35 protein-coding genes and 4 tRNA genes are annotated in these 26,922 nt (G+C 25.4%); 13 read left to right on the top strand and 26 right to left on the bottom strand.

All coding sequences use genetic code 4. The annotated features are described in order from the left end of the window. The first annotated feature begins 2 nt into the window (after positions 1-2). The 6 genes from rplA to ACFEL5_RS05765 all read left to right on the top strand — a co-directional run bounded on the left by rplA (position 3) and on the right by ACFEL5_RS05765 (position 3,824). Entirely contained in the window at positions 3-704 is a 702-nt protein-coding gene (gene rplA / locus ACFEL5_RS05790) for a 50S ribosomal protein L1 (RefSeq protein ID WP_342262715.1), read from the top strand. A gap of 172 nt (positions 705-876) precedes the next feature. Next, positions 877-1,002 (top strand): FAD-binding protein, encoded by a 126-nt coding sequence (locus ACFEL5_RS05785; protein WP_375315205.1) that lies wholly within the window; start codon positions 877-879, stop codon positions 1,000-1,002. A gap of 80 nt (positions 1,003-1,082) precedes the next feature. After that, positions 1,083-1,325, top strand: coding sequence for a helix-turn-helix domain-containing protein (locus ACFEL5_RS05780; RefSeq protein WP_375315104.1), 243 nt, complete (start codon positions 1,083-1,085; stop codon positions 1,323-1,325). An 80-nt stretch (positions 1,326-1,405) separates the two neighbouring features. Then, a complete protein-coding gene (locus ACFEL5_RS05775) occupies positions 1,406-1,762 on the top strand; it encodes a helix-turn-helix domain-containing protein (RefSeq protein ID WP_342277956.1) in 357 nt (118 codons plus the stop codon). Positions 1,763-1,842: 80 nt separating this feature from the next. Beyond that, positions 1,843-2,787, top strand: a complete 945-nt coding sequence (locus ACFEL5_RS05770; RefSeq protein WP_338966716.1) for an IS30 family transposase — start codon at positions 1,843-1,845, stop codon at positions 2,785-2,787. A gap of 578 nt (positions 2,788-3,365) precedes the next feature. Then, positions 3,366-3,824: a MarR family winged helix-turn-helix transcriptional regulator gene (locus ACFEL5_RS05765; protein WP_338968751.1), complete on the top strand. Its 459-nt coding sequence runs from the start codon at positions 3,366-3,368 to the stop codon at positions 3,822-3,824. Positions 3,825-3,870: 46 nt separating this feature from the next. Here ACFEL5_RS05765 and ACFEL5_RS05760 read toward each other — a convergent pair whose 3' ends face one another. From ACFEL5_RS05760 to ACFEL5_RS05745, 4 genes are all read right to left on the bottom strand, one after another. Beyond that, entirely contained in the window at positions 3,871-4,704 is an 834-nt protein-coding gene (locus tag ACFEL5_RS05760; protein WP_342190041.1) for an aldo/keto reductase, read from the bottom strand. 43 nt (positions 4,705-4,747) lie between these two features. Continuing rightward, positions 4,748-4,837: transfer RNA gene (locus ACFEL5_RS05755), tRNA-Ser, on the bottom strand. Positions 4,838-4,839: 2 nt separating this feature from the next. Continuing rightward, positions 4,840-4,915: transfer RNA gene (locus ACFEL5_RS05750), tRNA-Thr, on the bottom strand. A gap of 39 nt (positions 4,916-4,954) precedes the next feature. Then, positions 4,955-5,632 (bottom strand): hypothetical protein, encoded by a 678-nt coding sequence (locus ACFEL5_RS05745; RefSeq protein ID WP_375315204.1) that lies wholly within the window; start codon positions 5,630-5,632, stop codon positions 4,955-4,957. A 469-nt stretch (positions 5,633-6,101) separates the two neighbouring features. Here ACFEL5_RS05745 and ACFEL5_RS05740 point away from each other — a divergent pair, with 469 nt between their 5' ends. The 3 genes from ACFEL5_RS05740 (at position 6,102) to ACFEL5_RS05730 (ending at position 8,077) form a co-directional block, all read left to right on the top strand. Next, on the top strand, positions 6,102-6,494 hold the full coding sequence (locus tag ACFEL5_RS05740; protein ID WP_375315019.1) for a transposase family protein: 393 nt from the start codon (positions 6,102-6,104) through the stop codon (positions 6,492-6,494). 2 nt (positions 6,495-6,496) lie between these two features. Then, a complete protein-coding gene (locus ACFEL5_RS05735) occupies positions 6,497-6,919 on the top strand; it encodes a transposase family protein (protein WP_342224593.1) in 423 nt (140 codons plus the stop codon). 213 nt (positions 6,920-7,132) lie between these two features. Then, the gene (locus tag ACFEL5_RS05730; RefSeq protein WP_375315203.1) at positions 7,133-8,077 is read left to right on the top strand and encodes an IS30 family transposase; all 945 of its coding nucleotides are present in this window, start codon (positions 7,133-7,135) and stop codon (positions 8,075-8,077) included. A 237-nt stretch (positions 8,078-8,314) separates the two neighbouring features. On the opposite strand, the gene ylqF is transcribed toward ACFEL5_RS05730, so the two are convergent. From ylqF to rpsP, 6 genes are read right to left on the bottom strand one after another with little or no spacing between them, the layout of a single operon-like run. Then, a complete protein-coding gene (gene ylqF, locus ACFEL5_RS05725; RefSeq protein ID WP_338967258.1) occupies positions 8,315-9,187 on the bottom strand; it encodes a ribosome biogenesis GTPase YlqF in 873 nt (290 codons plus the stop codon). 58 nt (positions 9,188-9,245) lie between these two features. Then, a complete protein-coding gene (gene rplS / locus ACFEL5_RS05720; protein ID WP_342189925.1) occupies positions 9,246-9,617 on the bottom strand; it encodes a 50S ribosomal protein L19 in 372 nt (123 codons plus the stop codon). A 24-nt stretch (positions 9,618-9,641) separates the two neighbouring features. Beyond that, positions 9,642-10,376: a tRNA (guanosine(37)-N1)-methyltransferase TrmD gene (gene trmD / locus ACFEL5_RS05715; protein WP_375315202.1), complete on the bottom strand. Its 735-nt coding sequence runs from the start codon at positions 10,374-10,376 to the stop codon at positions 9,642-9,644. Positions 10,377-10,399: 23 nt separating this feature from the next. Next, the gene (rimM, locus tag ACFEL5_RS05710) at positions 10,400-10,906 is read right to left on the bottom strand and encodes a ribosome maturation factor RimM (protein ID WP_342189927.1); all 507 of its coding nucleotides are present in this window, start codon (positions 10,904-10,906) and stop codon (positions 10,400-10,402) included. Then, positions 10,906-11,154, bottom strand: a complete 249-nt coding sequence (locus tag ACFEL5_RS05705; protein ID WP_338967265.1) for a KH domain-containing protein — start codon at positions 11,152-11,154, stop codon at positions 10,906-10,908. The genes rimM and ACFEL5_RS05705 overlap by 1 nt, the downstream gene beginning before the upstream one ends. Positions 11,155-11,170: 16 nt before the next feature. Further along, positions 11,171-11,569 (bottom strand): 30S ribosomal protein S16, encoded by a 399-nt coding sequence (gene rpsP, locus ACFEL5_RS05700; RefSeq protein WP_375315201.1) that lies wholly within the window; start codon positions 11,567-11,569, stop codon positions 11,171-11,173. A gap of 429 nt (positions 11,570-11,998) precedes the next feature. On the opposite strand from rpsP, the gene ACFEL5_RS05695 reads away from it, so the two are divergent. Further along, positions 11,999-12,466, top strand: coding sequence for an IS30 family transposase (locus tag ACFEL5_RS05695; RefSeq protein ID WP_375315200.1), 468 nt, complete (start codon positions 11,999-12,001; stop codon positions 12,464-12,466). Positions 12,467-12,645: 179 nt separating this feature from the next. Continuing rightward, on the top strand, positions 12,646-13,590 hold the full coding sequence (locus ACFEL5_RS05690; protein WP_338966716.1) for an IS30 family transposase: 945 nt from the start codon (positions 12,646-12,648) through the stop codon (positions 13,588-13,590). Here the strand turns inward: ACFEL5_RS05690 and ACFEL5_RS05685 are convergent. Continuing rightward, positions 13,574-14,236, bottom strand: coding sequence for an IS30 family transposase (locus tag ACFEL5_RS05685; RefSeq protein WP_375315199.1), 663 nt, complete (start codon positions 14,234-14,236; stop codon positions 13,574-13,576). The genes ACFEL5_RS05690 and ACFEL5_RS05685 overlap by 17 nt on opposite strands. A gap of 175 nt (positions 14,237-14,411) precedes the next feature. Here ACFEL5_RS05685 and ACFEL5_RS05680 point away from each other — a divergent pair, with 175 nt between their 5' ends. Both ACFEL5_RS05680 and ACFEL5_RS05675 read left to right on the top strand, forming a co-directional pair. Next, complete coding sequence (locus ACFEL5_RS05680) at positions 14,412-14,573, top strand: hypothetical protein (protein ID WP_375315198.1); 162 nt, start codon at positions 14,412-14,414, stop codon at positions 14,571-14,573. 262 nt (positions 14,574-14,835) lie between these two features. Next, the gene (locus ACFEL5_RS05675; RefSeq protein ID WP_338966716.1) at positions 14,836-15,780 is read left to right on the top strand and encodes an IS30 family transposase; all 945 of its coding nucleotides are present in this window, start codon (positions 14,836-14,838) and stop codon (positions 15,778-15,780) included. Positions 15,781-15,861: 81 nt separating this feature from the next. On the opposite strand, the gene ACFEL5_RS05670 is transcribed toward ACFEL5_RS05675, so the two are convergent. From ACFEL5_RS05670 to ACFEL5_RS05600, 15 genes are all read right to left on the bottom strand, one after another. After that, on the bottom strand, positions 15,862-16,659 hold the full coding sequence (locus ACFEL5_RS05670) for a MurR/RpiR family transcriptional regulator (protein ID WP_342278132.1): 798 nt from the start codon (positions 16,657-16,659) through the stop codon (positions 15,862-15,864). A 198-nt stretch (positions 16,660-16,857) separates the two neighbouring features. Further along, positions 16,858-16,933: transfer RNA gene (locus tag ACFEL5_RS05665), tRNA-Trp, on the bottom strand. 58 nt (positions 16,934-16,991) lie between these two features. Further along, positions 16,992-17,474, bottom strand: a complete 483-nt coding sequence (locus tag ACFEL5_RS05660) for a Fur family transcriptional regulator (protein WP_342189602.1) — start codon at positions 17,472-17,474, stop codon at positions 16,992-16,994. Positions 17,475-17,490: 16 nt separating this feature from the next. Further along, complete coding sequence (locus ACFEL5_RS05655) at positions 17,491-17,727, bottom strand: acyl carrier protein (protein ID WP_338967767.1); 237 nt, start codon at positions 17,725-17,727, stop codon at positions 17,491-17,493. 17 nt (positions 17,728-17,744) lie between these two features. Then, positions 17,745-19,172 carry a proline--tRNA ligase gene (gene proS / locus ACFEL5_RS05650; protein ID WP_375315197.1) on the bottom strand — a complete coding sequence of 476 codons (1,428 nt, stop codon included), beginning with the start codon at positions 19,170-19,172 and terminating at the stop codon, positions 17,745-17,747. Continuing rightward, positions 19,165-19,860, bottom strand: a complete 696-nt coding sequence (locus ACFEL5_RS05645; protein WP_375315196.1) for an acetyltransferase — start codon at positions 19,858-19,860, stop codon at positions 19,165-19,167. The genes proS and ACFEL5_RS05645 overlap by 8 nt, the downstream gene beginning before the upstream one ends. 15 nt (positions 19,861-19,875) lie before the next feature. Then, positions 19,876-21,396, bottom strand: a complete 1,521-nt coding sequence (gene cls / locus ACFEL5_RS05640; protein WP_375315195.1) for a cardiolipin synthase — start codon at positions 21,394-21,396, stop codon at positions 19,876-19,878. A gap of 130 nt (positions 21,397-21,526) precedes the next feature. Further along, a tRNA-Ser gene (locus ACFEL5_RS05635) sits at positions 21,527-21,616 on the bottom strand. Positions 21,617-21,684: 68 nt separating this feature from the next. Beyond that, positions 21,685-22,272: a tRNA (adenosine(37)-N6)-threonylcarbamoyltransferase complex dimerization subunit type 1 TsaB gene (gene tsaB / locus ACFEL5_RS05630; RefSeq protein WP_338967779.1), complete on the bottom strand. Its 588-nt coding sequence runs from the start codon at positions 22,270-22,272 to the stop codon at positions 21,685-21,687. Next, positions 22,272-23,021, bottom strand: coding sequence for a type III pantothenate kinase (locus tag ACFEL5_RS05625; protein ID WP_342189606.1), 750 nt, complete (start codon positions 23,019-23,021; stop codon positions 22,272-22,274). Before ACFEL5_RS05625 ends, tsaB begins: the two co-directional genes overlap by 1 nt. Before the next feature lie 15 nt (positions 23,022-23,036). Next, positions 23,037-23,612 (bottom strand): hypothetical protein, encoded by a 576-nt coding sequence (locus tag ACFEL5_RS05620; RefSeq protein ID WP_338967776.1) that lies wholly within the window; start codon positions 23,610-23,612, stop codon positions 23,037-23,039. After that, positions 23,599-24,078, bottom strand: a complete 480-nt coding sequence (gene tsaE, locus ACFEL5_RS05615) for a tRNA (adenosine(37)-N6)-threonylcarbamoyltransferase complex ATPase subunit type 1 TsaE (protein WP_338967775.1) — start codon at positions 24,076-24,078, stop codon at positions 23,599-23,601. The genes ACFEL5_RS05620 and tsaE overlap by 14 nt, the downstream gene beginning before the upstream one ends. Before the next feature lie 3 nt (positions 24,079-24,081). Further along, the gene (locus ACFEL5_RS05610; RefSeq protein ID WP_338967773.1) at positions 24,082-25,023 is read right to left on the bottom strand and encodes a DHH family phosphoesterase; all 942 of its coding nucleotides are present in this window, start codon (positions 25,021-25,023) and stop codon (positions 24,082-24,084) included. A gap of 119 nt (positions 25,024-25,142) precedes the next feature. Next, complete coding sequence (locus tag ACFEL5_RS05605; RefSeq protein ID WP_338968999.1) at positions 25,143-25,805, bottom strand: IS30 family transposase; 663 nt, start codon at positions 25,803-25,805, stop codon at positions 25,143-25,145. 95 nt (positions 25,806-25,900) lie between these two features. Beyond that, positions 25,901-26,845 (bottom strand): IS30 family transposase, encoded by a 945-nt coding sequence (locus tag ACFEL5_RS05600; protein ID WP_338966716.1) that lies wholly within the window; start codon positions 26,843-26,845, stop codon positions 25,901-25,903. Positions 26,846-26,922: the final 77 nt, after the last annotated feature.

Genomic DNA, 26,922 nt, shown 5'->3' with positions numbered 1-26,922 from the left:
TTATGGTAATTGTTAAAAAGAGTCGTTATTCTAAAAATTATCAAAAAGTATCCCAAATGTTTGATAAAACTAAAATATATTCAATTGATGAAGCTGTTTCATTAGTTAAAAAAACTTCAATAACAAAATTTGATGCTACGGTTGAGTTAGTTTTTCTTTTAAATGTTGATCCAAGACATGCTGATCAACAACTTCGTGGAGCGTTAGTATTACCGGCAGGAACTGGTAAAAAACAAAGAATTTTAGTATTAACTAATAGTATGAATCAAGTGGCGATTGATAATAAAGCTGATTTTGTTGGTGGTAAGGATTTAATTGAAAAAATTCAAAAAGAAAATTGATTTGATTTTGATGTTATTATTGCAACACCAGATATTATGGCTGAATTAGGAAAGATTGGTAAAATATTAGGACCTAAGGGTTTAATGCCAAATCCAAAAACAGGAACGGTAACTACTGATGTGCAAAAAGCAATTGCAGAAATTCGTAAGGGTAAGATTGAATATCGTGTTGATAAACAAGGTAATGTTCATGTAATTATTGGTAAGGTTTCTTTTAGTGAAGAGCAGTTAAAGGAAAATTATCAAGCGATTTATGAAACGCTTAGAAAAGTTCGTCCCGCAGCCGTTAAAGGTGCTTATGTAAAAAATATTAGTATTAGCACTACTATGGGACCAGCGATTAAAGTTGCTATTGAGCATTAATGATATAATATAATGTTTTAAAGTGGTAGAGAAGATTTTTCTCTACTATTTTTTTATATATTATTCTTATAATCTTTGCGATTAGTTAGTAGTATTGCTAATAACTGGTAATTTTGATATAACTATAATAAGTAATTATTTTAAGGTAATGCTATTGAGGTGTACATTCGTAATGAAAAATAATCAAACGAAGTATGATGTTATTATTATTGGAGCTGGATTTTCTGGTTTAGCGGCAGCATTACGCTTAAAACCTTATAAGTTAAAAGTGCTGAATTATACTTGTAAGTGCAAGTAAATAAAATTGCAAAAGATTTCATATAAAAATTTCATGATGCTAAGTTTATTTTAGAAAAAGTAAATTTAAGGAGTTTTTATATGGGATACAAACATCTTGGCATAGATGAAAGAATTTATATTGAGAATCAATTGAAATTTAAAGTAAAAATTAGTGAAATAGCTAAAAATCTTAATCGAAGTATTAGTACTATTAATCGAGAAGTTAATAGAAATAAAGATAATAATCATTATTTTTCATTAATTGCACAAAATAAAGCAGAAAATAGAAAACAATTACATGTTTATTTTCATAAGCTGAATTATACTTGTAAGTGCAAGTAAATAAAATTGCAAAAGATTTCATATAAAAATTTCATGATGCTAAGTTTATTTTAGAAAAAGTAAATTTAAGGAGTTTTTATATGGGATACAAACATCTTGGCATAGATGAAAGAATTTATATTGAGAATCAATTGAAATTTAAAGTAAAAATTAGTGAAATAGCTAAAAATCTTAATCGAAGTATTAGTACTATTAATCGAGAAGTTAATAGAAATAAAGATAATAATCATTATTTTTCATTAATTGCACAAAATAAAGCAGAAAATAGAAAACAATTACATGTTTATTTTCATAAATTTAAAAATAGAGAATTAGTAAAATATGTACAACAAAAATTATTATTAGGTTGATCGCCTGAACAAATTTATGGCAGAATTAAAAATTTTCATCAAGAATGAATTATTAGTTTGCTGAATTATACTTGTAAGTGCAAGTAAATAAAATTGCAAAAGATTTCATATAAAAATTTCATGATGCTAAGTTTATTTTAGAAAAAGTAAATTTAAGGAGTTTTTATATGGGATACAAACATCTTGGCATAGATGAAAGAATTTATATTGAGAATCAATTGAAATTTAAAGTAAAAATTAGTGAAATAGCTAAAAATCTTAATCGAAGTATTAGTACTATTAATCGAGAAGTTAATAGAAATAAAGATAATAATCATTATTTTTCATTAATTGCACAAAATAAAGCAGAAAATAGAAAACAATTACATGTTTATTTTCATAAATTTAAAAATAGAGAATTAGTAAAATATGTACAACAAAAATTATTATTAGGTTGATCGCCTGAACAAATTTATGGCAGAATTAAAAATTTTCATCAAGAATGAATTATTAGTTTTAAAACAATTTACAATTGAATTTATTCTGGATTACTTGAAAAGGTTACTAGTAAAAATTTAAGAAGAAAAGGTAAGAAACGAAAATCTCAAGAAAATCGGGGTAAATTTAATGGTAAATCCATTAAAGAACGAAATGTTAATAATCGCATAACTCTTGGCCATTGAGAAGGTGATACTGTAGTATCATCACGAGGTAAAAGTAAATCATGTTTAATAACTTTAGTTGAAAGAACATCAAGATTTACTTTAGCAATATTAGTTGAAAATAGAACTACTAAAGTTATTAACAAAAATATTAGTCATTATTTATCAATTCTTCCAAATAATCTTGTTAAGACTATAACATTTGATAGGGGTAAAGAATTTGCTAATTGACAACAACTTGAAAAAAATTTAAATGTGAAAATTTATTTTGCTGATGCATATTCACCTTGACAAAGAGGTACTAATGAAAATACTAATGGTTTAATTAGAGAAAAATTTCCTAAAAAATTTAATTTTTCAAACACTACTAAAAATGCAGTTCATAAATTTATATTGTCTTTAAACCAAAGACCAAGAAAAATACTAAATTATCTTTCGCCAATCGAATATTTGGTTAGAAAAATAATTTAGTTGCACTTAACTTTACAATTTGGCATTTACTTAAATTAATTAATAATTTAAAAAATATATCCCTAATATTAAGTAGACAAGCAACCCTAAATTATGTGATACAATTAAGAGACATTACTCGAAAGGAGAAATAATGACTGATAATTGTAGATTACGCTGTGTTGCCTGCCAATGTACTTGTCGTACACCGGGAGCAGAACATCAAAGTAATAATATAAATAACTGTAGTGACTGTCCGACTTGTAAACCAGAAGACAATCATGAAAGAAAGCCACCCCGTAAATTTTAAAAAATGAACCTAATGCAGGTTCATTTTTTCATTAGACTATTTTTAGACTATTTAAGATATAATAGACTTGGTACATAACCTTTAATTTTATCTACTATTTTGATAATTATTTTTTAGATGAAATACAAATGTTAGATAAATACAAAGATAAAAATGAATTTTATAGTTTAGTCGGCATAAAATGTTATAGTTATGTACCAAGTCTAATATAAAATATATTTGAATTATTTTGATAATTTATTATATAATTATGTTATGAAGAGAAAACAACAAAAAGGTGGTCTAATGAATGACAATGATAAATCATCTAGCTCTATTATATAAAATCTCGCAACTTAAAGAAAAGTTATACATTGACTTATTAAGAAAATTAGAAATTAAAAATCTAATGCCTGTACATATAAATATTTTATTAGTAATTGAAAAGATCAAAGATAAACCCATTATTGTTAATGTTGCAAAAGAACTTTGCAAATCCAAAGCTGACACATCAGCCGTGATATCAACATTAGTTAAAAAGGGATATATTACTTGTAAAGTTCTTGCTAGTGACCGTCGTTCAAAACTATTAACTTTAACTCCTAAAGCACAAGAAATCATTAAAAAAGCGGCATTAATCAAAGAACAAATTGATAGCATTTTGTTAAATAAATTAAATAGTATTGAAAAAAATATGCTTCATTCTTATTTATTAACCGCAGGAAACAATTTAGAAGTAGCTTTAAAATCTGACTCTTCATTAGTTTAAAGTTAACAATATAGAAAAAAACCTTGTAAAATTACAAGGTTTTTTTCTAATTTCCAAAATCAAAATTATTAGGGTCAGGACCTTTTCTTGATTGTGGTAAACTATCAATTCACTTCATATGTTCATCACTAATTTTAAAATCATCAATCGCACTATTTTCAATAATTCGCGTCTTATGCATTGACTTGGGAATTATTAAACTTTGATGTTGATAAGCCCATCGTAAAAATAATTGTTGAATGGTTTTATTATATTCACGAGCAATCTGCTCACAAGTTTCTGGTAAAGAGTCATGATATTTCATTGTTCCTCAACCAATAGTTATAATATTATTTTTTTGATGATATGCTCTTAATTCTGTTTGATTTAATCCCGGATGAAACTCAATTTGATTAGCAACTGGTAACTCTTTAGCATCTTGTTTTAATTGTTCTAACTGCTCAATATTAAAATTACTAACACCAATCGCACGAGCTTTTTTAGCACGATATATTTCCTCTAATACTTCTCAAGCAATTTTACGATTATTTCACGGTCAATGCATTAAAAATAAATCAACAAATTCCAAACCTAATTTTTCTAACGAGCTATCAATCTCTTGTAAATACTGTTCTTTTGTTAATTCATTACCTCAAAGTTTAGTCGTAACAAAAATTTCACTGCGAGAAATCTTACTTTCTTTAATTGCTTGCCCAACGATTTCTTCATTCCCATAAATTTTAGCCGTATCAATATGACGATAACCCTGATTTAAAGCTTCTAAAATCGCTTCCTTACCTAATTCATTATTTTCAATTTTATATGTTCCAAAACCCATAACTGGCATCATAATACCATTATGTAATTTAACTTTTTCATCTAAAATAGTCCTTTTTTTCATAAAAAACCCCTTTATAAATATTTATTTACTATATTTCATTTTATGGCGGAGAGTACGGGATTCGAACCCGTGGAATCCTTTGGGATTCATCACCTTTCCAAGATGACTGTTTAAACCACTCACACAACTCTCCAATGGTGCTGGTTAAGAGAATTGAACTCTTGACCTCACCCTTACCATGGGTGTGCTCTACCGACTGAGCTAAACCAGCAATTGATATTTCCTTCTCCATTATAACTTGTTTGCGACATTAAATAAATGATAATAAAATCTCATCTAAATTTTCTCACTCATCTTGATAACAAAAAAGAAAATTATTTTTAATATTTAGTTTCTTTTTTACTATTAGTTTATTAATCGCATTTTGAAAATATTCATAAGCTACTTGATTTTGCTTTATTCGCAAATCAACGCCTTCAATTAGTCCTAATCCCATAATAAAAATTTCTCCATAATATTCTTGTTTTGTAATTTTAGTAATTGTTTGTCGCCATAGTGGATATTCATTAGTATTTTGGCAAATAACTATTTGTGAATTTTTATGAAAAGAACTAGCCCCCATACCAACACCTAAATAATTTTGTAAAGTTCAATAACTATATTGATGTTGTGATTTAATGCCTTTATTAGTAATAAAATTATTTTTCTCATAAGGTAAATAACCATTTTCTTTTAAAATATTTTTTAATCATTGATATGTAATTACAACACAATTATTATCGGCTTCATAATAACTAATATGACCAACAGGTAATTTTCTTAAAATCTTTAAATCATTTTCAATAACAGCTTTAGAATATCCTTTTAAATTATAAAATAAATCAATTGCTTGATTTTTAAAACCACTAACTAATGCTTTATTAATTTGCTTAACATAATTGACATTATCACAATAATTATTTTGTAATAATACCGCCTGACTAAACAAAATTACTTTTCATATTAACCGATTAACACCATAACTATTTCATAACAAAAATAATTCATCAGTATTATTACAATGTAATTCTAAATTATATTCAATAATATTCCTTGCTAATGGTTGTAATATATTTAAAATTCGCTGTCATTGTTCAAAATCAAGGTCACGAGAACAATTAACAGCAATATATATTGTTTGTAACTGCTGTAAATTTTCTCGCTCAGAAATTATTTCTTGTTCAATATTATCAATAATAACATTAAAATCTTGTTTAACAATTAATTTTTGATTAATGGTCGCGTTTAGTTTTCTTAGGTATTGCTTTGAAGAAGTAAAACAATCAGCTAATTATATTATTTAATTACTAAACTAACCATACCTTTCTTGTTATTGTCATTTTTATTCATTAGACTTGGTACATAACCTTTAATTTTATCTACTATTTTGATAATATTATTTACTAGGTGAAGTACAAATGTTAGATAAATACAAAGACGAAAATGAATTTTATAGTCTAATAGGCATAAAATATAAAACTTTCATGAAGATGGTAGAAATTTTAAAAGAAGCCAAAGCTAAACAAAAACAAATTGGTGGTAGACCAAATAAATTATCAATAGAGCAAAGATTACTTATGACTTTAGAATACTGAAAAGAATATAGTACATATCGTATTATTGCAAAAAAATATAATATTAGTCATGTTAGTTGTATTCGTAATATCTTTTGAGTTGAAAATACTCTAATAAAAAATAGTCACTTTCATATACCTGGCAAAAAGATATTATTGGAACATAAAGTTACTAATAATAATTTATTAGCAATTGATGCTACAGAAATTCCAATTGAAAGAATTAAAAAAAACTAAAATTATTATTTTCTGGTAAGAAAAGGCAACATTCATTAAAATCACAAATAATTATTGATTTATTTAACAATAAAATTATTTCAGTAGATTTTTGTTATGGCAGTATTCATGATTATAAGTTATTTTTAAAATCAAATACACTTATAAATCCAAAATTAGAATTAATTGCCGATTCAGGCTATCAAGGTTTGCAAAATGTTCATAAAAATACATTATTGCCAATTAAAAAGAGTAAAAATAATCCCTTAAATCCAGATAAAAAGGAATATAATAGCTTTTTAAGTAAAGTTAGAATTGCCATTGAACATGTTTTTGCTAGATTAAAAAGATTTAAAATACTAGTTTATCGTTATCGCAATAAGATTAGAAGATTTGGATTACGATTTAACTTAATTTCAGGAATATATAATTTTGAATTAAGCTAGTTATAGTTATGTACCAAGTCTATTACTATTTTATCATATTATTGAATTTTTACACAATGAAAAATTATTAATTTTATTAAATTTTAATTAATATTTTTACTTACTGCTGAATTATACTTGTAAGTGCAAGTAAATAAAATTGCAAAAGATTTCATATAAAAATTTCATGATGCTAAGTTTATTTTAGAAAAAGTAAATTTAAGGAGTTTTTATATGGGATACAAACATCTTGGCATAGATGAAAGAATTTATATTGAGAATCAATTGAAATTTAAAGTAAAAATTAGTGAAATAGCTAAAAATCTTAATCGAAGTATTAGTACTATTAATCGAGAAGTTAATAGAAATAAAGATAATAATCATTATTTTTCATTAATTGCACAAAATAAAGCAGAAAATAGAAAACAATTACATGTTTATTTTCATAAATTTAAAAATAGAGAATTAGTAAAATATGTACAACAAAAATTATTATTAGGTTGATCGCCTGAACAAATTTATGGCAGAATTAAAAATTTTCATCAAGAATGAATTATTAGTTTTAAAACAATTTACAATTGAATTTATTCTGGATTACTTGAAAAGGTTACTAGTAAAAATTTAAGAAGAAAAGGTAAGAAACGAAAATCTCAAGAAAATCGGGGTAAATTTAATGGTAAATCCATTAAAGAACGAAATGTTAATAATCGCATAACTCTTGGCCATTGAGAAGGTGATACTGTAGTATCATCACGAGGTAAAAGTAAATCATGTTTAATAACTTTAGTTGAAAGAACATCAAGATTTACTTTAGCAATATTAGTTGAAAATAGAACTACTAAAGTTATTAACAAAAATATTAGTCATTATTTATCAATTCTTCCAAATAATCTTGTTAAGACTATAAAATTTGATAGGGGTAAAGAATTTGCTAATTGACAACAACTTGAAAAAAATTTAAATGTGAAAATTTATTTTGCTGATGCATATTCACCTTGACAAAGAGGTACTAATGAAAATACTAATGGTTTAATTAGAGAAAAATTTCCTAAAAAATTTAATTTTTCAAACACTACTAAAAATGCAGTTCATAAATTTATATTGTCTTTAAACCAAAGACCAAGAAAAATACTAAATTATCTTTCGCCAATCGAATATTTGGTTAGAAAAATAATTTAGTTGCACTTAACTTTACAATTTGGCTAATAAATGAACATCGCTATTAAATTTTTCTTTTCATTTAGTTTCTGTTTCATCTCTAAAAATTAAAATATCAAAAATAGCTACTTCTATAATTTAAATAAAAAATACTAGCGGCACAATACTGTGTTATATATTTAATATTCTTACTTACATATTTGCAAAAATCCAAAAACAAAATTATAATATCAATATTTATTTAATACGCCCCCATTATTATTTCGGTCTTTCTCAGGAAATATTTTTAATTGTTCCTTTTGTAAAAGCATAATAAAAATTTGTCATCATTTGAATAATTTGTTGTTCAGAAGAACCTAATACATTATTTGCTTTCGCCATTTGCAAAAAATAATAATCCATTTCTTTAGTTTGCATATCTTGTTTTCACTGAATAATAAGCGCATAATGTTCCTTTAAAATATGAGGATAATGCTTTGCTAAAAAATTAAACGCATAATAACTAATATCAATAAATGGTAATAATTGCTCTTTAATAGCTCCAATTAATGACAAATGCATTGCCACTAGTGGATCATCAAGTTTAGGTCATAAAATTCCCGGCGTGTCTAGTAAATGAATATTTTGCGCTAACTTGACTCATTGAATCCCTCTCGTAACTCCTGGTTGATTAGCAACATTACTTACTTTTCTTTTAACTAAATTATTAATTAACCGTGATTTGCCGACATTAGGAATCCCAATAATCATCACCTTAATTTGTCAATTTGGAATGCCACGAGATTTTTGATGATTAATTTTATCTTTCAATAATTGATTAATTAATAAAATAATTTCATTTTTGGGTTGATCAACTAATAAATTAGTTAATACTACTTTAACTAACGGGTCTTTTTTTAAAAATGCCATTCATTCTTGATTTACTTTCATATCACTTAAATCTTTTTTATTCAAAATAATAATTCGTGGTTTATTTTTAAATAATTCTTGAATAATTGGATTAATACTAGAGTTAATGGCTCGCGCATCGCGAAGTTCAATTACTAAATCAACTAATGCTAATTTTTCTTTCATCAAGCGAATAGCTTTTGCCATATGACCTGGAAATCAATTAATATTTAACTTTTCCATTAATATGTCTCCTTAATTGAAAAATAAAGGCAAATTCTACCTTTACCTTTATTAATTATTATCCCTTATTTCTCTTATTAGAACTAACTACTTCTTTAATTCTTGCAGCTTTACCAATAAGATCACGCATATAGTATAACTTCGCTCTTCTAACACGACCAATTTTTAAAACTTCAATTTTATTTATTAGCGGTGAATGTAAAGGGAAAGTTCTTTCAACACTAGTACTACCAGTAAGTTTTCTTACAGTAAAACTAGAACTAATACCTGACCCTTGACGCTTTAAAACTAAACCAGTAAAAACTTGTGTTCGTTTTTTGTTACCTTCATTAATTTCAACAGCAACACTTACTGTATCGCCAGATTTAAATTTTGGAATATCAGTACGAAGTTGTTGTTCAGTAATTTGTCGATCTAATTGCATATTCATAACAATTGCTCCTTCCATTATTATTTATTTTTTATCTTTTTCTAATTCAGCAATTCAAATTTGCTCTTGTGGTGTTAATTGATTTAAGTCAATCAAATCTGGTCGCTTTTTATATGTATTATAAAACGCTTGTTCTTTTCTTCAAATATCAATATTTTTATGATGACCTGATAATAAGACATCAGGAACTTGCTGATTATTAAAAACTAATGGTTTAGTAAATACAGGATAATCTAAATACTTATTAGTAAATGAATCATTTTGATGTGATGCTTCTTGAATAACACCTGGTAATAAGCGAATAACAGCATCACTTATAACCATACTGGCAATTTCACCAGCACTAAGAACATAATCACCAATAGATATTTCCATATCAACAAAATCTCTAATTCTTTCATCAAAACCTTCGTAATGACCACAAACTAAAATTAATGAATTATTACTACTAGCCATTGCACTAGCAATATCCTGTTTAAATGTTTTTCCTTGTGGCGATAATAAAATCACTTGACTATTAGGGATTTGCTCACGAGCATAATTTATCGCTGCAACTACAATCGGTGCCATTAATACCATCCCATTACCACCACCATATTGATAAGCATCAACAAGTTGATGATTATCAATAGCAAAATCACGAAGATTAATGATATTAAACTTTACTTTTTCTTTCTTAACAGCATTCTTAATAATTGATGTATTAATAAAACTAACAAAGAGTTCGGGAAATAAAGTGATAATTTGAATTGTTGTCATTAATTTCTTGCCTCCTTTATAATTTATCAATTATTAATTAACTTAACATAAACAGTATTTTGTTCTCAAAGAATATTCATAATAAACTGTGAAACATCGGCCAACATTTTTTGTTCACCAATAACTGTTTGAATAACAAAAACACCGTGCGCTTTAGTAATAAAGTAATCAATCACTTCACCAATAAGTGAATTATCATCAACATTGATAACTTGTAATCCAATATAGTTTTCAACTTCGTCATCATTTACTAAATGAGGATTATTACTAAGTTGAAATAAATCTTGAGTCTTTAAAAATAAAATGTCATTAATATAATCATAATTTTTAAATTTAACTAAAAGATCACCTTTATGACTTCTAGAACTAACAACCGTTAATATTTCATAAGTATAATTATTAGAATCATAAAAATATATATCATGATTAGCATCAAAGAATCGCTCATATTTAGGCATTAAACATCTAATCTTTACTTCGCCCTTTAAAGCATGAGTATTAATAACCTTACCAATTTTAACAAACTTCATTATTCGTTAAAAGCCTCTAAAGATACTTTAATTCTTTTTTGCTCTCTTGATGCCTTAACATTAACTAAACGACGAATCGAATCAATAATTAATCCTTTTTTACCGATTAATCTTGCCAAATCACTATCACTAGTCATAATAAGAATTTCTAATTCATTGTCATTTTCATTTAACATTCTAATTTGAATATTATTAATATCTTTAACAATTGGACTAATTAATATTTTAACAGTATTAATGTAATTCATCATTAGCTAACTCCATTTATTCTCTCGAATTTTTTTCATCAATAACCTTTGCTTCTTTTGAAACTTTAACTGTTGATTTAGAATTACTACTTTTATCATCATTTACTTTGTTTTTAACTTCCTTAGCTAAAACTTCTTTTTTAATCACTTTTTTCTCTGCTGTTGATTTCTTTGCTTTATTTTTTTGTCGTAATTCATGAAATGCCTGCATAATTTTTTCTTTTGCAAATAAACTACGAACTGTTTCAGTTGGTTGAGCACCAACGGTTAATCACTTTAAAGCTAATTCTTTATTAATTTTTAACGAATCATTTAAAGAATCATATGTTCCAATTAATTCAATATATTCACCGTCTCTTTTAATACGAGAATCAATAGCAACAATACGATAAAAAGGTTGTTTAGTTTTTCCCATCCTTTTCAGTCTTAATTTAACCATAAAATATAAGTACTCCTCTCACTATTATTGGTTTAGTTATCTTTTTAAACCATAATTAATAATATCGTTAATCGATATATATGTCAAGTAAGTTTACTTAACAGGTCGCGTTTAGTTTTCTTAGGTATTGCTTTGAAGAAGTAAAACAATCAGCTAATTATATTATTTAATTACTAAACTAACCATACCTTTCTTGTTATTGTCATTTTTATTCATTACTATTTTATCATATTATTGAATTTTTACACAATGAAAAATTATTAATTGGTCGCGTTTAGTTTTCTTAGGTATTTTTTAGCTGAATTATACTTGTAAGTGCAAGTAAATAAAATTGCAAAAGATTTCATATAAAAATTTCATGATGCTAAGTTTATTTTAGAAAAAGTAAATTTAAGGAGTTTTTATATGGGATACAAACATCTTGGCATAGATGAAAGAATTTATATTGAGAATCAATTGAAATTTAAAGTAAAAATTAGTGAAATAGCTAAAAATCTTAATCGAAGTATTAGTACTATTAATCGAGAAGTTAATAGAAATAAAGATAATAATCATTATTTTTCATTAATTGCACAAAATAAAGCAGAAAATAGAAAACAATTACATGTTTATTTTCATAAATTTAAAAATAGAGAATTAGTAAAATATGTACAACAAAAATTATTATTAGGTTGATCGCCTGAACAAATTTATGGCAGAATTAAAAATTTTCATCAAGAATGAATTATTAGTTTTAAAACAATTTACAATTGAATTTATTCTGGATTACTTGAAAAGGTTACTAGTAAAAATTTAAGAAGAAAAGGTAAGAAACGAAAATCTCAAGAAAATCGGGGTAAATTTAATGGTAAATCCATTAGACTTGGTACATAACCTTTAATTTTATCTACTATTTTGATAATTATTTTTTAGATGAAATACAAATGTTAGATAAATACAAAGATGCTGAATTATACTTGTAAGTGCAAGTAAATAAAATTGCAAAAGATTTCATATAAAAATTTCATGATGCTAAGTTTATTTTAGAAAAAGTAAATTTAAGGAGTTTTTATATGGGATACAAACATCTTGGCATAGATGAAAGAATTTATATTGAGAATCAATTGAAATTTAAAGTAAAAATTAGTGAAATAGCTAAAAATCTTAATCGAAGTATTAGTACTATTAATCGAGAAGTTAATAGAAATAAAGATAATAATCATTATTTTTCATTAATTGCACAAAATAAAGCAGAAAATAGAAAACAATTACATGTTTATTTTCATAAATTTAAAAATAGAGAATTAGTAAAATATGTACAACAAAAATTATTATTAGGTTGATCGCCTGAACAAATTTATGGCAGAATTAAAAATTTTCATCAAGAATGAATTATTAGTTTTAAAACAATTTACAATTGAATTTATTCTGGATTACTTGAAAAGGTTACTAGTAAAAATTTAAGAAGAAAAGGTAAGAAACGAAAATCTCAAGAAAATCGGGGTAAATTTAATGGTAAATCCATTAAAGAACGAAATGTTAATAATCGCATAACTCTTGGCCATTGAGAAGGTGATACTGTAGTATCATCACGAGGTAAAAGTAAATCATGTTTAATAACTTTAGTTGAAAGAACATCAAGATTTACTTTAGCAATATTAGTTGAAAATAGAACTACTAAAGTTATTAACAAAAATATTAGTCATTATTTATCAATTCTTCCAAATAATCTTGTTAAGACTATAACATTTGATAGGGGTAAAGAATTTGCTAATTGACAACAACTTGAAAAAAATTTAAATGTGAAAATTTATTTTGCTGATGCATATTCACCTTGACAAAGAGGTACTAATGAAAATACTAATGGTTTAATTAGAGAAAAATTTCCTAAAAAATTTAATTTTTCAAACACTACTAAAAATGCAGTTCATAAATTTATATTGTCTTTAAACCAAAGACCAAGAAAAATACTAAATTATCTTTCGCCAATCGAATATTTGGTTAGAAAAATAATTTAGTTGCACTTAACTTTACAATTTGGCTTTTGTTAATAACTTTAGTAGTTCTATTTTCAACTAATATTGCTAAAGTAAATCTTGATGTTCTTTCAACTAAAGTTATTAAACATGATTTACTTTTACCTCGTGATGATACTACAGTATCACCTTCTCAATGGCCAAGAGTTATGCGATTATTAACATTTCGTTCTTTAATGGATTTACCATTAAATTTACCCCGATTTTCTTGAGATTTTCGTTTCTTACCTTTTCTTCTTAAATTTTTACTAGTAACCTTTTCAAGTAATCCAGAATAAATTCAATTGTAAATTGTTTTAAAACTAATAATTCATTCTTGATGAAAATTTTTAATTCTGCCATAAATTTGTTCAGGCGATCAACCTAATAATAATTTTTGTTGTACATATTTTACTAATTCTCTATTTTTAAATTTATGAAAATAAACATGTAATTGTTTTCTATTTTCTGCTTTATTTTGTGCAATTAATGAAAAATAATGATTATTATCTTTATTTCTATTAACTTCTCGATTAATAGTACTAATACTTCGATTAAGATTTTTAGCTATTTCACTAATTTTTACTTTAAATTTCAATTGATTCTCAATATAAATTCTTTCATCTATGCCAAGATGTTTGTATCCCATATAAAAACTCCTTAAATTTACTTTTTCTAAAATAAACTTAGCATCATGAAATTTTTATATGAAATCTTTTGCAATTTTATTTACTTGCACTTACAAGTATAATTCAGCAATTTAATAACCATTCTTGAAAATCGTATTTTTGTAATACGATTTTCTTAATTTAAGGAGTTTTAAAATGAAATATATTATTTCTCAAGCAGATTTAGCAGATTTAAAAGCAAAAATCCAAAGTTGACTAAGTGCTAATTGCCGCAATCCTTATTACTATAAAACTAAAAAACGCCTTACTGCCTATTTAAACTTATGTACTTATTTCTATATTAGACTTGGTACATAACTATAACATTTTATGCCGACTAAACTATAAAATTCATTTTTATCTTTGTATTTATCTAACATTTGTATTTCATCTAAAAAATAATTATCAAAATAGTAGATAAAATTAAAGGTTATGTACCAAGTCTATTGAAGAAACTACTTTAACAAAACTTGCTGAATTATACTTGTAAGTGCAAGTAAATAAAATTGCAAAAGATTTCATATAAAAATTTCATGATGCTAAGTTTATTTTAGAAAAAGTAAATTTAAGGAGTTTTTATATGGGATACAAACATCTTGGCATAGATGAAAGAATTTATATTGAGAATCAATTGAAATTTAAAGTAAAAATTAGTGAAATAGCTAAAAATCTTAATCGAAGTATTAGTACTATTAATCGAGAAGTTAATAGAAATAAAGATAATAATCATTATTTTTCATTAATTGCACAAAATAAAGCAGAAAATAGAAAACAATTACATGTTTATTTTCATAAATTTAAAAATAGAGAATTAGTAAAATATGTACAACAAAAATTATTATTAGGTTGATCGCCTGAACAAATTTATGGCAGAATTAAAAATTTTCATCAAGAATGAATTATTAGTTTTAAAACAATTTACAATTGAATTTATTCTGGATTACTTGAAAAGGTTACTAGTAAAAATTTAAGAAGAAAAGGTAAGAAACGAAAATCTCAAGAAAATCGGGGTAAATTTAATGGTAAATCCATTAAAGAACGAAATGTTAATAATCGCATAACTCTTGGCCATTGAGAAGGTGATACTGTAGTATCATCACGAGGTAAAAGTAAATCATGTTTAATAACTTTAGTTGAAAGAACATCAAGATTTACTTTAGCAATATTAGTTGAAAATAGAACTACTAAAGTTATTAACAAAAATATTAGTCATTATTTATCAATTCTTCCAAATAATCTTGTTAAGACTATAACATTTGATAGGGGTAAAGAATTTGCTAATTGACAACAACTTGAAAAAAATTTAAATGTGAAAATTTATTTTGCTGATGCATATTCACCTTGACAAAGAGGTACTAATGAAAATACTAATGGTTTAATTAGAGAAAAATTTCCTAAAAAATTTAATTTTTCAAACACTACTAAAAATGCAGTTCATAAATTTATATTGTCTTTAAACCAAAGACCAAGAAAAATACTAAATTATCTTTCGCCAATCGAATATTTGGTTAGAAAAATAATTTAGTTGCACTTAACTTTACAATTTGGCAAATTACTAAAAATATGTTTAAATTCCATTTAAATTTAGTCCTACCTTTATTTTAACTTATAACTTAAAATTAATTATTTTTGCATACAAGAAATCTAATAATTGCATTAATAATTGCAATCTAATTGAAAAAACACTTCATAATTGTTCTTCTTCAGATTTAATTACAAAATAGGATTTAAAACTTTTAGCTAATTTTGTTTCTTTGCTAAAAATACCAATTGAGTAAGCTTTATCTTTTAATTCTTCAATTATTTCACCAATTAAATTATTTGTACCACTTAATGATAGGCAAATAACAACATCATCAGCAGTAACTAATGGCAAGTACGAATAAATAACATTAATATCATTCTCACAAATAACATTTTTATTTACTCATCTTAATCTTTGTGCGAAAGAAATAGCAGGATAATATGAAATTCCAAAACCAAAAATAAAGATTGTTTTTGCATCAATAATTTTTTTAACAATTAAATCATTATCTTTATTAATAAAATCTAAATATAATCGATTATTATCCTCATCTCTTATTTTCACATATTCATTAAAAAAATAGGTAATATTACTTTTCAATTGCAAATTAGTATTAACTTGTCGTCCTGAATTTTTAATTCTTTGATTAACAACTTTTAATTGATACTTCAATTCCGTTCAACCACTTAGATTTAATTTTTGACAAAAGCGAATTATTGAACTAGAAGAAGTAAAACAAGCATCAGCAACACTTGTTGATGTTCATTCATCAATTTGTTCTAAGTTATTTAAAATAAATGTAGCAATACTGGCGTTAATAACATTGTCTTCATTAAATTTTATATGCTTTAATTTCTTAATAAAATCAAAATCTTCCAAAATGGCCTCCTTATTTCATTTATATTATCTTCCTGATAATTTTGAATTATATCGCAAAAACATTTCATCAGATAAATTTAGGTAAACTTTCCAAAAAATGAAATATTCTTCATTAAAAATATAAAAATAACCAGTTTGTAAGATAATACCAATAATGGTTATTTTTATATTGCTATCATCCTTAATAACTAATTTTATTGGCAGGGGTAGCAGGATTTGAACCCACAAGCGCGCGGTTTTGAAGACCGCCGTTCTACCATTGAACTATACCCCTACAATAAATATATTCTATCAAAGTTATTAAAAATGACAAAGTAAATTATAAAGAAATTTTAAAGATTATTTATTACCTTCTTGTTTTTTTCCTGACAAGATATACAAATTCCATGTGCTTCTAATTTATAATGTACAGGTTTAAAATCAGCATTTTGTAATTTTTCTTCTAATTTTTTCAAATTATCTTGAAAATCTTGATCACTTAAATGCATATCTTCACTAAGATGAATAACCTTATGACAAGTTTCACAAACTAAATGAACTAAGACAGGATTTGATAATTCAAAAACAATATCTCGGCCATTAAAAACATTAAGATAAATCAATTCTTCTTGCAAAAACAAATCTAAAGTATTATAAACTGACATGACATTAATATTCTTATGTTCATCATTTTCTTTTTTCAGTTCTCTAATAATGCCATTAATATTTAGATGTTGCTTCTTTAATAATAATTTTAATATTGCTAATCTAATATTAGTTAAACGATGTCCTTTATTTTTTAATACTTGCGTTAATTTTTCATAATCTCATTTCACAATTTTAACGCCCTTTTTAACTATTACTATTTACTACTTCTTCAATAATAATTATTAAATCCTGAACAGTATTAATATCACTTAACTTATTATCAGGAATCCGAAATTTATATTCTTCTTCTGCTAAAATAATTAAATCCATTAATTCTAAAGAGTCCAAACCTAAATTACGGAAATTAGTTTCTAATGATATTTTTACTTTGATACCCTTTTTTTCTTTCAATAATTTAGCAATTTCAGCTAATCAATTCATTAAATTCTTCCTCCTATTTAATATGCCCGCGCAAAATAAAAATGACCTTTTGCTCTTTGATTACATTTAAAACATTTAGAATTTTCTTCAACCTGCTTTTCTAAATCTTGACAACGACTAACAGTACTAGTTAACTGCTTAATTTCTGCTTCACACTCAATACGATTACAAAATCAAGCACCAAAAAATCCCGTTTTTGTTTTTAATTGTTGTTCATATTCATTAAAACTATTAACAACAAATACTTGCGCTTCTAATCGTTCTAACGACCTTGCATATAAATCATTTTGCATTTGTTCCATATTAGTTTTTAAATATGATTCCACATCATTAATCTTAACCATTAATTTTGTTTTTGTGTCTCTGCGCACAATTAATACTTTATCAGTTTCTAATTCCCGAATCCCAATTTCAATGCGAAAACAAACTCCTTGAATTTCACTATTACTTAACTTATAACCCAATGACTTTAAAGAATTATCAATGACAACACGATATTTAGTTTTTAATTGTTGATAAATCCTATTAACTTGTTTTCTTACTTGCTCATCATCTTGAATCGGAATTATTCCTACTTGAATTGGTGCTACCATTGGGGGTAATACTAATCCCCTATTATCACTATGAGACATAATTAAAGCTCCAATAACTCTTGTTGACATCCCTCACGAAGTTTGATAACCATATTCTTCTTTATTGTTAGCATTAGTAAACTTAATATCAAAATTTTTAGAAAAATTTTGGGCAAAATAATGACTAGTTGCTGATTGTAATGCTTGTCCATCTAACATTAATGCTTCTAAACTATATGTATCAACAGCACCAGCAAACTTTTCATGAAGACTTTTTTTACCATTAAGAACAGCAATGGCTAAAACTTCTTTAAAAAATTTAACATATAAATTCATCATTTCTACCGTTCAATTTTGGGCTTCTTCCATATTATTATGAACACTATGACCTTCTTGCCACAAAAATTCTGTTGTTCTTAAAAAAGGTCTTGTTGTTTTTTCTCAACGAATAACATTCGCTCATTGATTATATTTTAATGGTAAGTCCTTATAACTAGAAATATTTTTTGAAAAATATGTCCCAAACAAAACTTCAGAAGTTGGTCTAATAACCAACGGTTCATCTAAATTTTTATCACCAACTTTGGTAACAATAGCACATTCAGGGGCAAAACCTTGAATATGTTCTTTCTCTTGATTTAATAAACTCTCAGGAATTAATAAAGGCATATAAACATCTTGAATTTCAACTTCTAAAAATCTGATTTCTAAGTTTTTCACAATATTTTTTCAAATTGCATAACCATGCGGTTTTAAAATTGGTGCTCCTTTAACTACTCCATAATCTATTAGATTACCATTTACAATCAAATCAGTATATCATTGACTAAAATTTTCCTCCAACGATGTAATTTTATTAAGATTTTTATTCATTAACTTTTAACTCCTTTCCTTTAATTTCTTCAATAATGCCTTTATCACCATAAAATATTTTAATATCAATTTGTTGATGAGAAACATATTGTTGTAATCTTTTGTATATTTCTATATCTTTAATTAAAATTGCTCTAATAGCATTAACACTAATTGGTTCATTAATGATAACTCGTTGCAAATTATTATTAAACTCTCAATCTTTTTTAGTATTTTCATATAATTTCACTAAATCAATATAAAAAATTGCCACCGTAGTTAAATCAATCTTATTTTCTAAGCATCAACTTCAAAATTGATGACGACTACTAGTAGATAATTCTAATTCAAGATGATCATCTTTTTCTAAATATGTTCAAACAATATACTTTTCATTTTCTTTAAGTTTCTTAGATTTTACCGGTTTAATTCCTTGCTCCAAAATATAAAAAATATTAACAATGGAACTATAAAAATAAAAATGATCAACTTTTTGTAATAATAATTGCTTAATAATTCTTTTAGTAGCATTTCGTGTTCATCCAAAATGAATATCAACTTTATTAATTGTTTGAACGCTTTTTGAAAATAAATGTTTAAAAAAACCTCGTCTTTCTTTAACTTCCGGTTTTTTTTCTAAACTTACGGGAGAATCTTGTTTTTCTAACTGCTTAGCAATTTTTTTATTAATTTTTTTCGTTTTGTGCATTATTATTTTCCTTTCCTAAAATAAGGGGTCAAAAATTTTAACAATTGGCAAAATCATTATCCGATAAAATCAATTTTTTTTCTTTAGCGGTGATGTTGTTAAAAGAATACTTCTTTCAATATCTCATAAATAATTCTTTTCTAGTTGCTTATTAGCATCACCATAAAGAATAACAATAGTTTGATGATCGTGATAAAGACTACGAAAATCTAAATTAGTTGATCCAATAATGACTAAATTATCATCAATTAATGCTGTTTTTGAATGATTAAAAATCTTACTCATTTCATAAATTTTTATCCCCGAATTAAATAATTCATCATAATATGAACGACTAATATCAAGAATAAAAAATTTATCAGTTTTTCCTGGCATTAATAATCGTACATCAACACCTGACTTAGCAGCATTTTTTAATGCCGTTACAATATCATCAGTTGGGATAAAATACGGCGTTGATAACCAAATACGACTTTTAGCACTAGAAATAACTTTAACATAAATATCCTTTTGAATCGTTTCATAAGTATTGGGACCATCATCAATAACCTGAACAATATTACTAGTTTTACCATCATATGGTTCATTTTTTAACAATTTCTTATCAAACACTAACGACTCGCCAGTTGTAAAATATCAATCCTGTAAAAATATTAATTCTAAACTACGAACAGCACTACCTTGCAAACGAACTTGACTATCGCGTCAAAAGCCATATTTAGAACTTAAATGACAATAAGCATCACCAACATTAATGCCTCCCGTATAACCAATCTTGCCATCAATAATAACATCTTTACGATGATTACGATAATTATTACGACCACTAATAAAAGGTAAATTTATCGGTGAAAATCTTTTTAAATGAACACCAGCTCGCTTCAATTTCTGAATTGTATCATGATAAACCGTAAAAAAACTTCCAGCATGATCATAAATTAAGCGAATATTAACACCTTGATAAGTTTTTTTAATTAATAACTGTGTCAAATATTTTAAAACTTCACCATCATCTAAAATAAAATAATTAATATGAATATAATTTTCAGCACTTTCTAAGTCTTTAAATAACAACGAAAACTTTTCAATTCCATTAGTTATTAAATCAACTTTCGTATGATTATATAGTGGTCTTTGTGATATATTAGTAGTCAAATGTAAAATACTTCGTTCTTCTTTAATTTGATTTTTTAAAAAGTTATTCGTATAATTAAAATCCTCTTTAGCATAAAAATCTTGATATTTTTTTAAATAAAACTTTTGTGCTTTAGTATAACGATAAGTTTGGCCAAAAATAATAAAGATTATAATACCCACAATTGGTAACGCATACACAGCAATAATTCAAGAAATTTTTGTTCGTGCTGGTCGGTTGGAAACAAAAATAATTAATGCTGTTAAAGTTCCAAATGAAATTGTTACGACACCAATAATTCATAATCAATCAATATATTTAGCAATAATAAAAATACAAGTCACCAATAAAAGTACTAAAAGAACAAAAGTAATTGCTAAACGCATTTTTTTATTTAACATTAATTTAATTCCACCTTATAAATAAAATATTGTTTTTTAAATATGTATTAATTTTATCTTAATATCACAAAAAAACAACTTTACAATAAGTAAAGTTGTTAACAACAAATATCAAATTATTTAAAATTAATGGCGGAGCAGACGAGATTCGAACTCGTGCGCCAATTGCTTGACCTAACTCCTTAGCAGGGAGCCCTCTTAACCACTTGAGTACTGCTCCATAGTGATTATCACACATAAGTAATTGTATCTAAAAATTTTAAAAAATAACATCCAAAATTTTTATTTTTATTCATAATGCTTTTTAAGTTGTAATTCCTTTAAATATAATGGTTCTAAATCATCAACATTAGTTACTTTTTTACATAAATGTTTAATTTGTAAAAAATTTTCTACTACATCAATCCGATGATAATCTTCAATTAACTTAAATTTTTTTCATTCTTTTTTCAATAATAATAAATTATTTCTTGTAACCACTTGTTCCAAAACCATCGGATGAAAATTATCATAAACCGCAACAAAAAATTGATCAGTTTTAGCATTAATAACACTAATCGCCTGCTTGTTACCAACTTGCAATAATAAACTATTCGTAACAAAAACTTGCAAGGTCTCATTAACAGCTTTCATTGTTTTCGCAATTGTAATTCCCACCCGAATTCCAGTATAACTTCCCGGACCAACAGTTAAATATAAACTATCAATATCAAATCAACTTAATTTATGATTAGTTAACATTTCATCTATTAAAACTGTTGCCTTCTCAGTGTGTTTTTGATGATTTCAAATTTGTAAACTATCTAATAAACCACGGTCATCTTGTAAAATAATTACTAAATATCCATTTGTTGTATCTAAAAATAATGTTTTCATTATTCTTCACCTTCATTTAATGTTCCTAAAATATTTAAACCAGTAAAAATTAAATCATTAATAAATTGATAATCTTGCAAAATATTTTTAACAAAAAAATAATTACCACCTAATATTATTACTACTGAATCTTTTAATTGTTTTTGATAAGTTTCCACAATACCTTTAATTGCCATCGCATGACCATAAATAATACCAACGCTTAAACAATCTTTAGTATTCTTAGCAATCATTTCTGGTGGCAAAAATCAAGGATCTTTTTTCAATAAAGCTGCTTTTTCAATTAAAGCTTCACCACTTGTTAGTAATCCTGGCAATATTGCACCACCAATAAACGAATTATCTTTAATACACGAAATCGTTGTTGCTGTCCCCATATCAATAATAATTATATTACGATTTGGATAAATACTAACAGCCCCTACCGCTGCTGCTATTAAATCAGCACCCAAAGTAATAGCATCATCTAAAACAAATTTTAAATTTGTTTTTAACACACTATCAACAAGTAAATAATTCCAACAATATTTTTCAACTAATAATTCAATTACCGAATTAAATTGCGGTTTAACACTACTAACAATACATCGTTGAATTTTTAATAAAAATGGTTCAAGAACTTCTTCCATGCAAGATAATAATTTATCAACATTAATATTACTAGATAATTGCTCATAAAATACTTTTTGATTTTCTTGATAAACACCTAAATGAATTAAACTATTACCAATATCAACTAATAACTTCATAAATATCCTCCTTTGCTAACCTATTTTATTAATAACCTTAACAATTGGTAAAATAATTAAAGTTGTAATCATAAGTTCTGGTAAATAATTTGTTGCTAATGCTAATCAACTAATATATTGCAACACATTAAGGTCAGGAAAAAATGCATCTCCTAAAAAATAAATCATTGCTAAAGTTGTAAAAGAATTAGTACTAATAACAAAAAATGATCAAATGATAATTGTTAATCAATAACGAAATTTAGAACGCAATACTAGAAATTGTAATATAATTCCTGAAACAATACCAACTAATAATCTTGGTACAATACTAAATAATGGATTTTGAAAAACTACTGCCAACGGTCCACCCATCACAAATGATGCTAAAAAAGAACTTAATCCTAATAACAATCCTGAGATAACACCAACAATAAATGGGTTCCACTTTAAAATTTTAATTCAAATAATACTAATAATCATTACCACACAAGGAACTAAAGTAATACTAATAACACTAATTTGAATATAACCTAAAAATGGCGTAAAAGTAAATAATAGTAGTAAGGCTACACTAAGAGCTAAATAACTAATTGCCTTAACATTTAACATTTAAATCATTGTCCTGTAAAAATTTAATTACTTGCGTTGCAAGAAGACCCTTACCACTCAAATTAATTACTCTGGTAGTATCATCAATTATCTTCCATTGTAAGATTAACGCATTATTAAAATCAATAATTTGTAAAACATTTTCATATCATTCAATAATATTTAAATTATTATTAAATGCTTCTTCATACATTTCTAAATCTTCATCATTATTTAAACGATAAGCATCCATATGAATTAATTTAAATGATTGTTTTGGAATTACATACTCATTCATAATAACAAATGTTGGCGAATTAACTACCGCTGAAATTTGCAAGGCATTTGCTAAATATCTTGTAAATGTTGTTTTCCCAGCCGCCAATGCTCCTTGCAACAAAATAAAACCCGGCTTAGCATATTTAGCAATAATAGCTCCCAATGCTTCTGTTTGTGCCTCATTATGAGTTATAAACTGCAAATTCACCACTTATTTTGGTTCTCCTCTACTAATCACTTCATCTAAATCACTAATAATATTTTTAACATCATTAAAATCATTAATTCGTGCTCCCGCAGCAAAATTATGACCACCACCATTATATTTGCTAGCAACAGTATTAACAAAAAATTTATTTGATCGTAGTTCAACACGAATATTATGATTTTCATCCTCACAAAAAAATACTCAAATTGGTTTATTTTTAACATTAGCTAATAGATTGACCTTACTAGCAACAGTATTATGATTAATGCCTAATTTCTTTAATGTTTTGTTATCAAATACTAAATATAAAACTCCTTTCGTTGAAGTTTGATAATTTTCATAAACAAAACTCATAAATTTTAAATCTTCTTCACTAACTTGATACATTTCACGATATAATTGATCTAAATCAAACCCTTTTATTAATAAAAAACTAGCAAGACTAAATGTTCTGGCATTAGTTCGTGAATAAAGAAAACGACCACTATCTGTTACCATTCCATGATAAATAATTCTTGCCGCTAATGATGATACCTTTAAATTACATTCCTTAACTCATAAAGCAATCATTTCACTAGCTGAACCAAATTGTTCATCAACTCAAATAATATCACCATAAGGTTCAACATTGGGATGATGGTCAATCTTAATAATAGTTTTTGCTAATTTATATCGGTCATCATCAACTCGTGCTAAATTACCACAATCACCAATAATAACTAAACTATCTTTAAAATCATCATCATGCACTGTATCCATAGTCCCAATAAAGTTTAAATAATCACTATTCGTTCCCGCTGCTAGGACAATCTTATTAGGTCAATTAGTTTTAATTATTTCTTTTAAACCTAACTGCACACCATAAGCATCACCATCAGGAATAATATGACGAAGCAATATAATTCGGTTATGTTCCTTAATTAACTGCAAAATCTTATCTTTCATATTTTTACCTTTCTAAAATTCCTTATTAAGGTAATTTTATAACAAATTCTCTTAATTTTAAAATAATAAATAATTTTACTAAATTTATTATTTTTGCCAAATTGTAAAGTTAAGTGCAACTAAATTATTTTTCTAACCAAATATTCGATTGGCGAAAGATAATTTAGTATTTTTCTTGGTCTTTGGTTTAAAGACAATATAAATTTATGAACTGCATTTTTAGTAGTGTTTGAAAAATTAAATTTTTTAGGAAATTTTTCTCTAATTAAACCATTAGTATTTTCATTAGTACCTCTTTGTCAAGGTGAATATGCATCAGCAAAATAAATTTTCACATTTAAATTTTTTTCAAGTTGTTGTCAATTAGCAAATTCTTTACCCCTATCAAATGTTATAGTCTTAACAAGATTATTTGGAAGAATTGATAAATAATGACTAATATTTTTGTTAATAACTTTAGTAGTTCTATTTTCAACTAATATTGCTAAAGTAAATCTTGATGTTCTTTCAACTAAAGTTATTAAACATGATTTACTTTTACCTCGTGATGATACTACAGTATCACCTTCTCAATGGCCAAGAGTTATGCGATTATTAACATTTCGTTCTTTAATGGATTTACCATTAAATTTACCCCGATTTTCTTGAGATTTTCGTTTCTTACCTTTTCTTCTTAAATTTTTACTAGTAACCTTTTCAAGTAATCCAGAATAAATTCAATTGTAAATTGTTTTAAAACTAATAATTCATTCTTGATGAAAATTTTTAATTCTGCCATAAATTTGTTCAGGCGATCAACCTAATAATAATTTTTGTTGTACATATTTTACTAATTCTCTATTTTTAAATTTATGCCAAATTGTAAAGTTAAGTGCAACTAAATTATTTTTCTAACCAAATATTCGATTGGCGAAAGATAATTTAGTATTTTTCTTGGTCTTTGGTTTAAAGACAATATAAATTTATGAACTGCATTTTTAGTAGTGTTTGAAAAATTAAATTTTTTAGGAAATTTTTCTCTAATTAAACCATTAGTATTTTCATTAGTACCTCTTTGTCAAGGTGAATATGCATCAGCAAAATAAATTTTCACATTTAAATTTTTTTCAAGTTGTTGTCAATTAGCAAATTCTTTACCCCTATCAAATGTTATAGTCTTAACAAGATTATTTGGAAGAATTGATAAATAATGACTAATATTTTTGTTAATAACTTTAGTAGTTCTATTTTCAACTAATATTGCTAAAGTAAATCTTGATGTTCTTTCAACTAAAGTTATTAAACATGATTTACTTTTACCTCGTGATGATACTACAGTATCACCTTCTCAATGGCCAAGAGTTATGCGATTATTAACATTTCGTTCTTTAATGGATTTACCATTAAATTTACCCCGATTTTCTTGAGATTTTCGTTTCTTACCTTTTCTTCTTAAATTTTTACTAGTAACCTTTTCAAGTAATCCAGAATAAATTCAATTGTAAATTGTTTTAAAACTAATAATTCATTCTTGATGAAAATTTTTAATTCTGCCATAAATTTGTTCAGGCGATCAGCCTAATAATAATTTTTGTTGTACATATTTTACTAATTCTCTATTTTTAAATTTATGAAAATAAACATGTAATTGTTTTCTATTTTCTGCTTTATTTTGTGCAATTAATGAAAAATAATGATTATTATCTTTATTTCTATTAACTTCTCGATTAATAGTACTAATACTTCGATTAAGATTTTTAGCTATTTCACTAATTTTTACTTTAAATTTCAATTGATTCTCAATATAAATTCTTTCATCTATGCCAAGATGTTTGTATCCCATATAAAAACTCCTTAAATTTACTTTTTCTAAAATAAACTTAGCATCATGAAATTTTTATATGAAATCTTTTGCAATTT

Source organism: Spiroplasma endosymbiont of Tipula paludosa, assembly GCF_964264785.1.
Lineage (GTDB): Bacteria > Bacillota_I > Bacilli_A > Mycoplasmatales > Nriv7 > Nriv7.
Note: the sequence above shows the minus strand (reverse complement) of the source record. Positions and strands in the feature narration are given on the sequence as shown.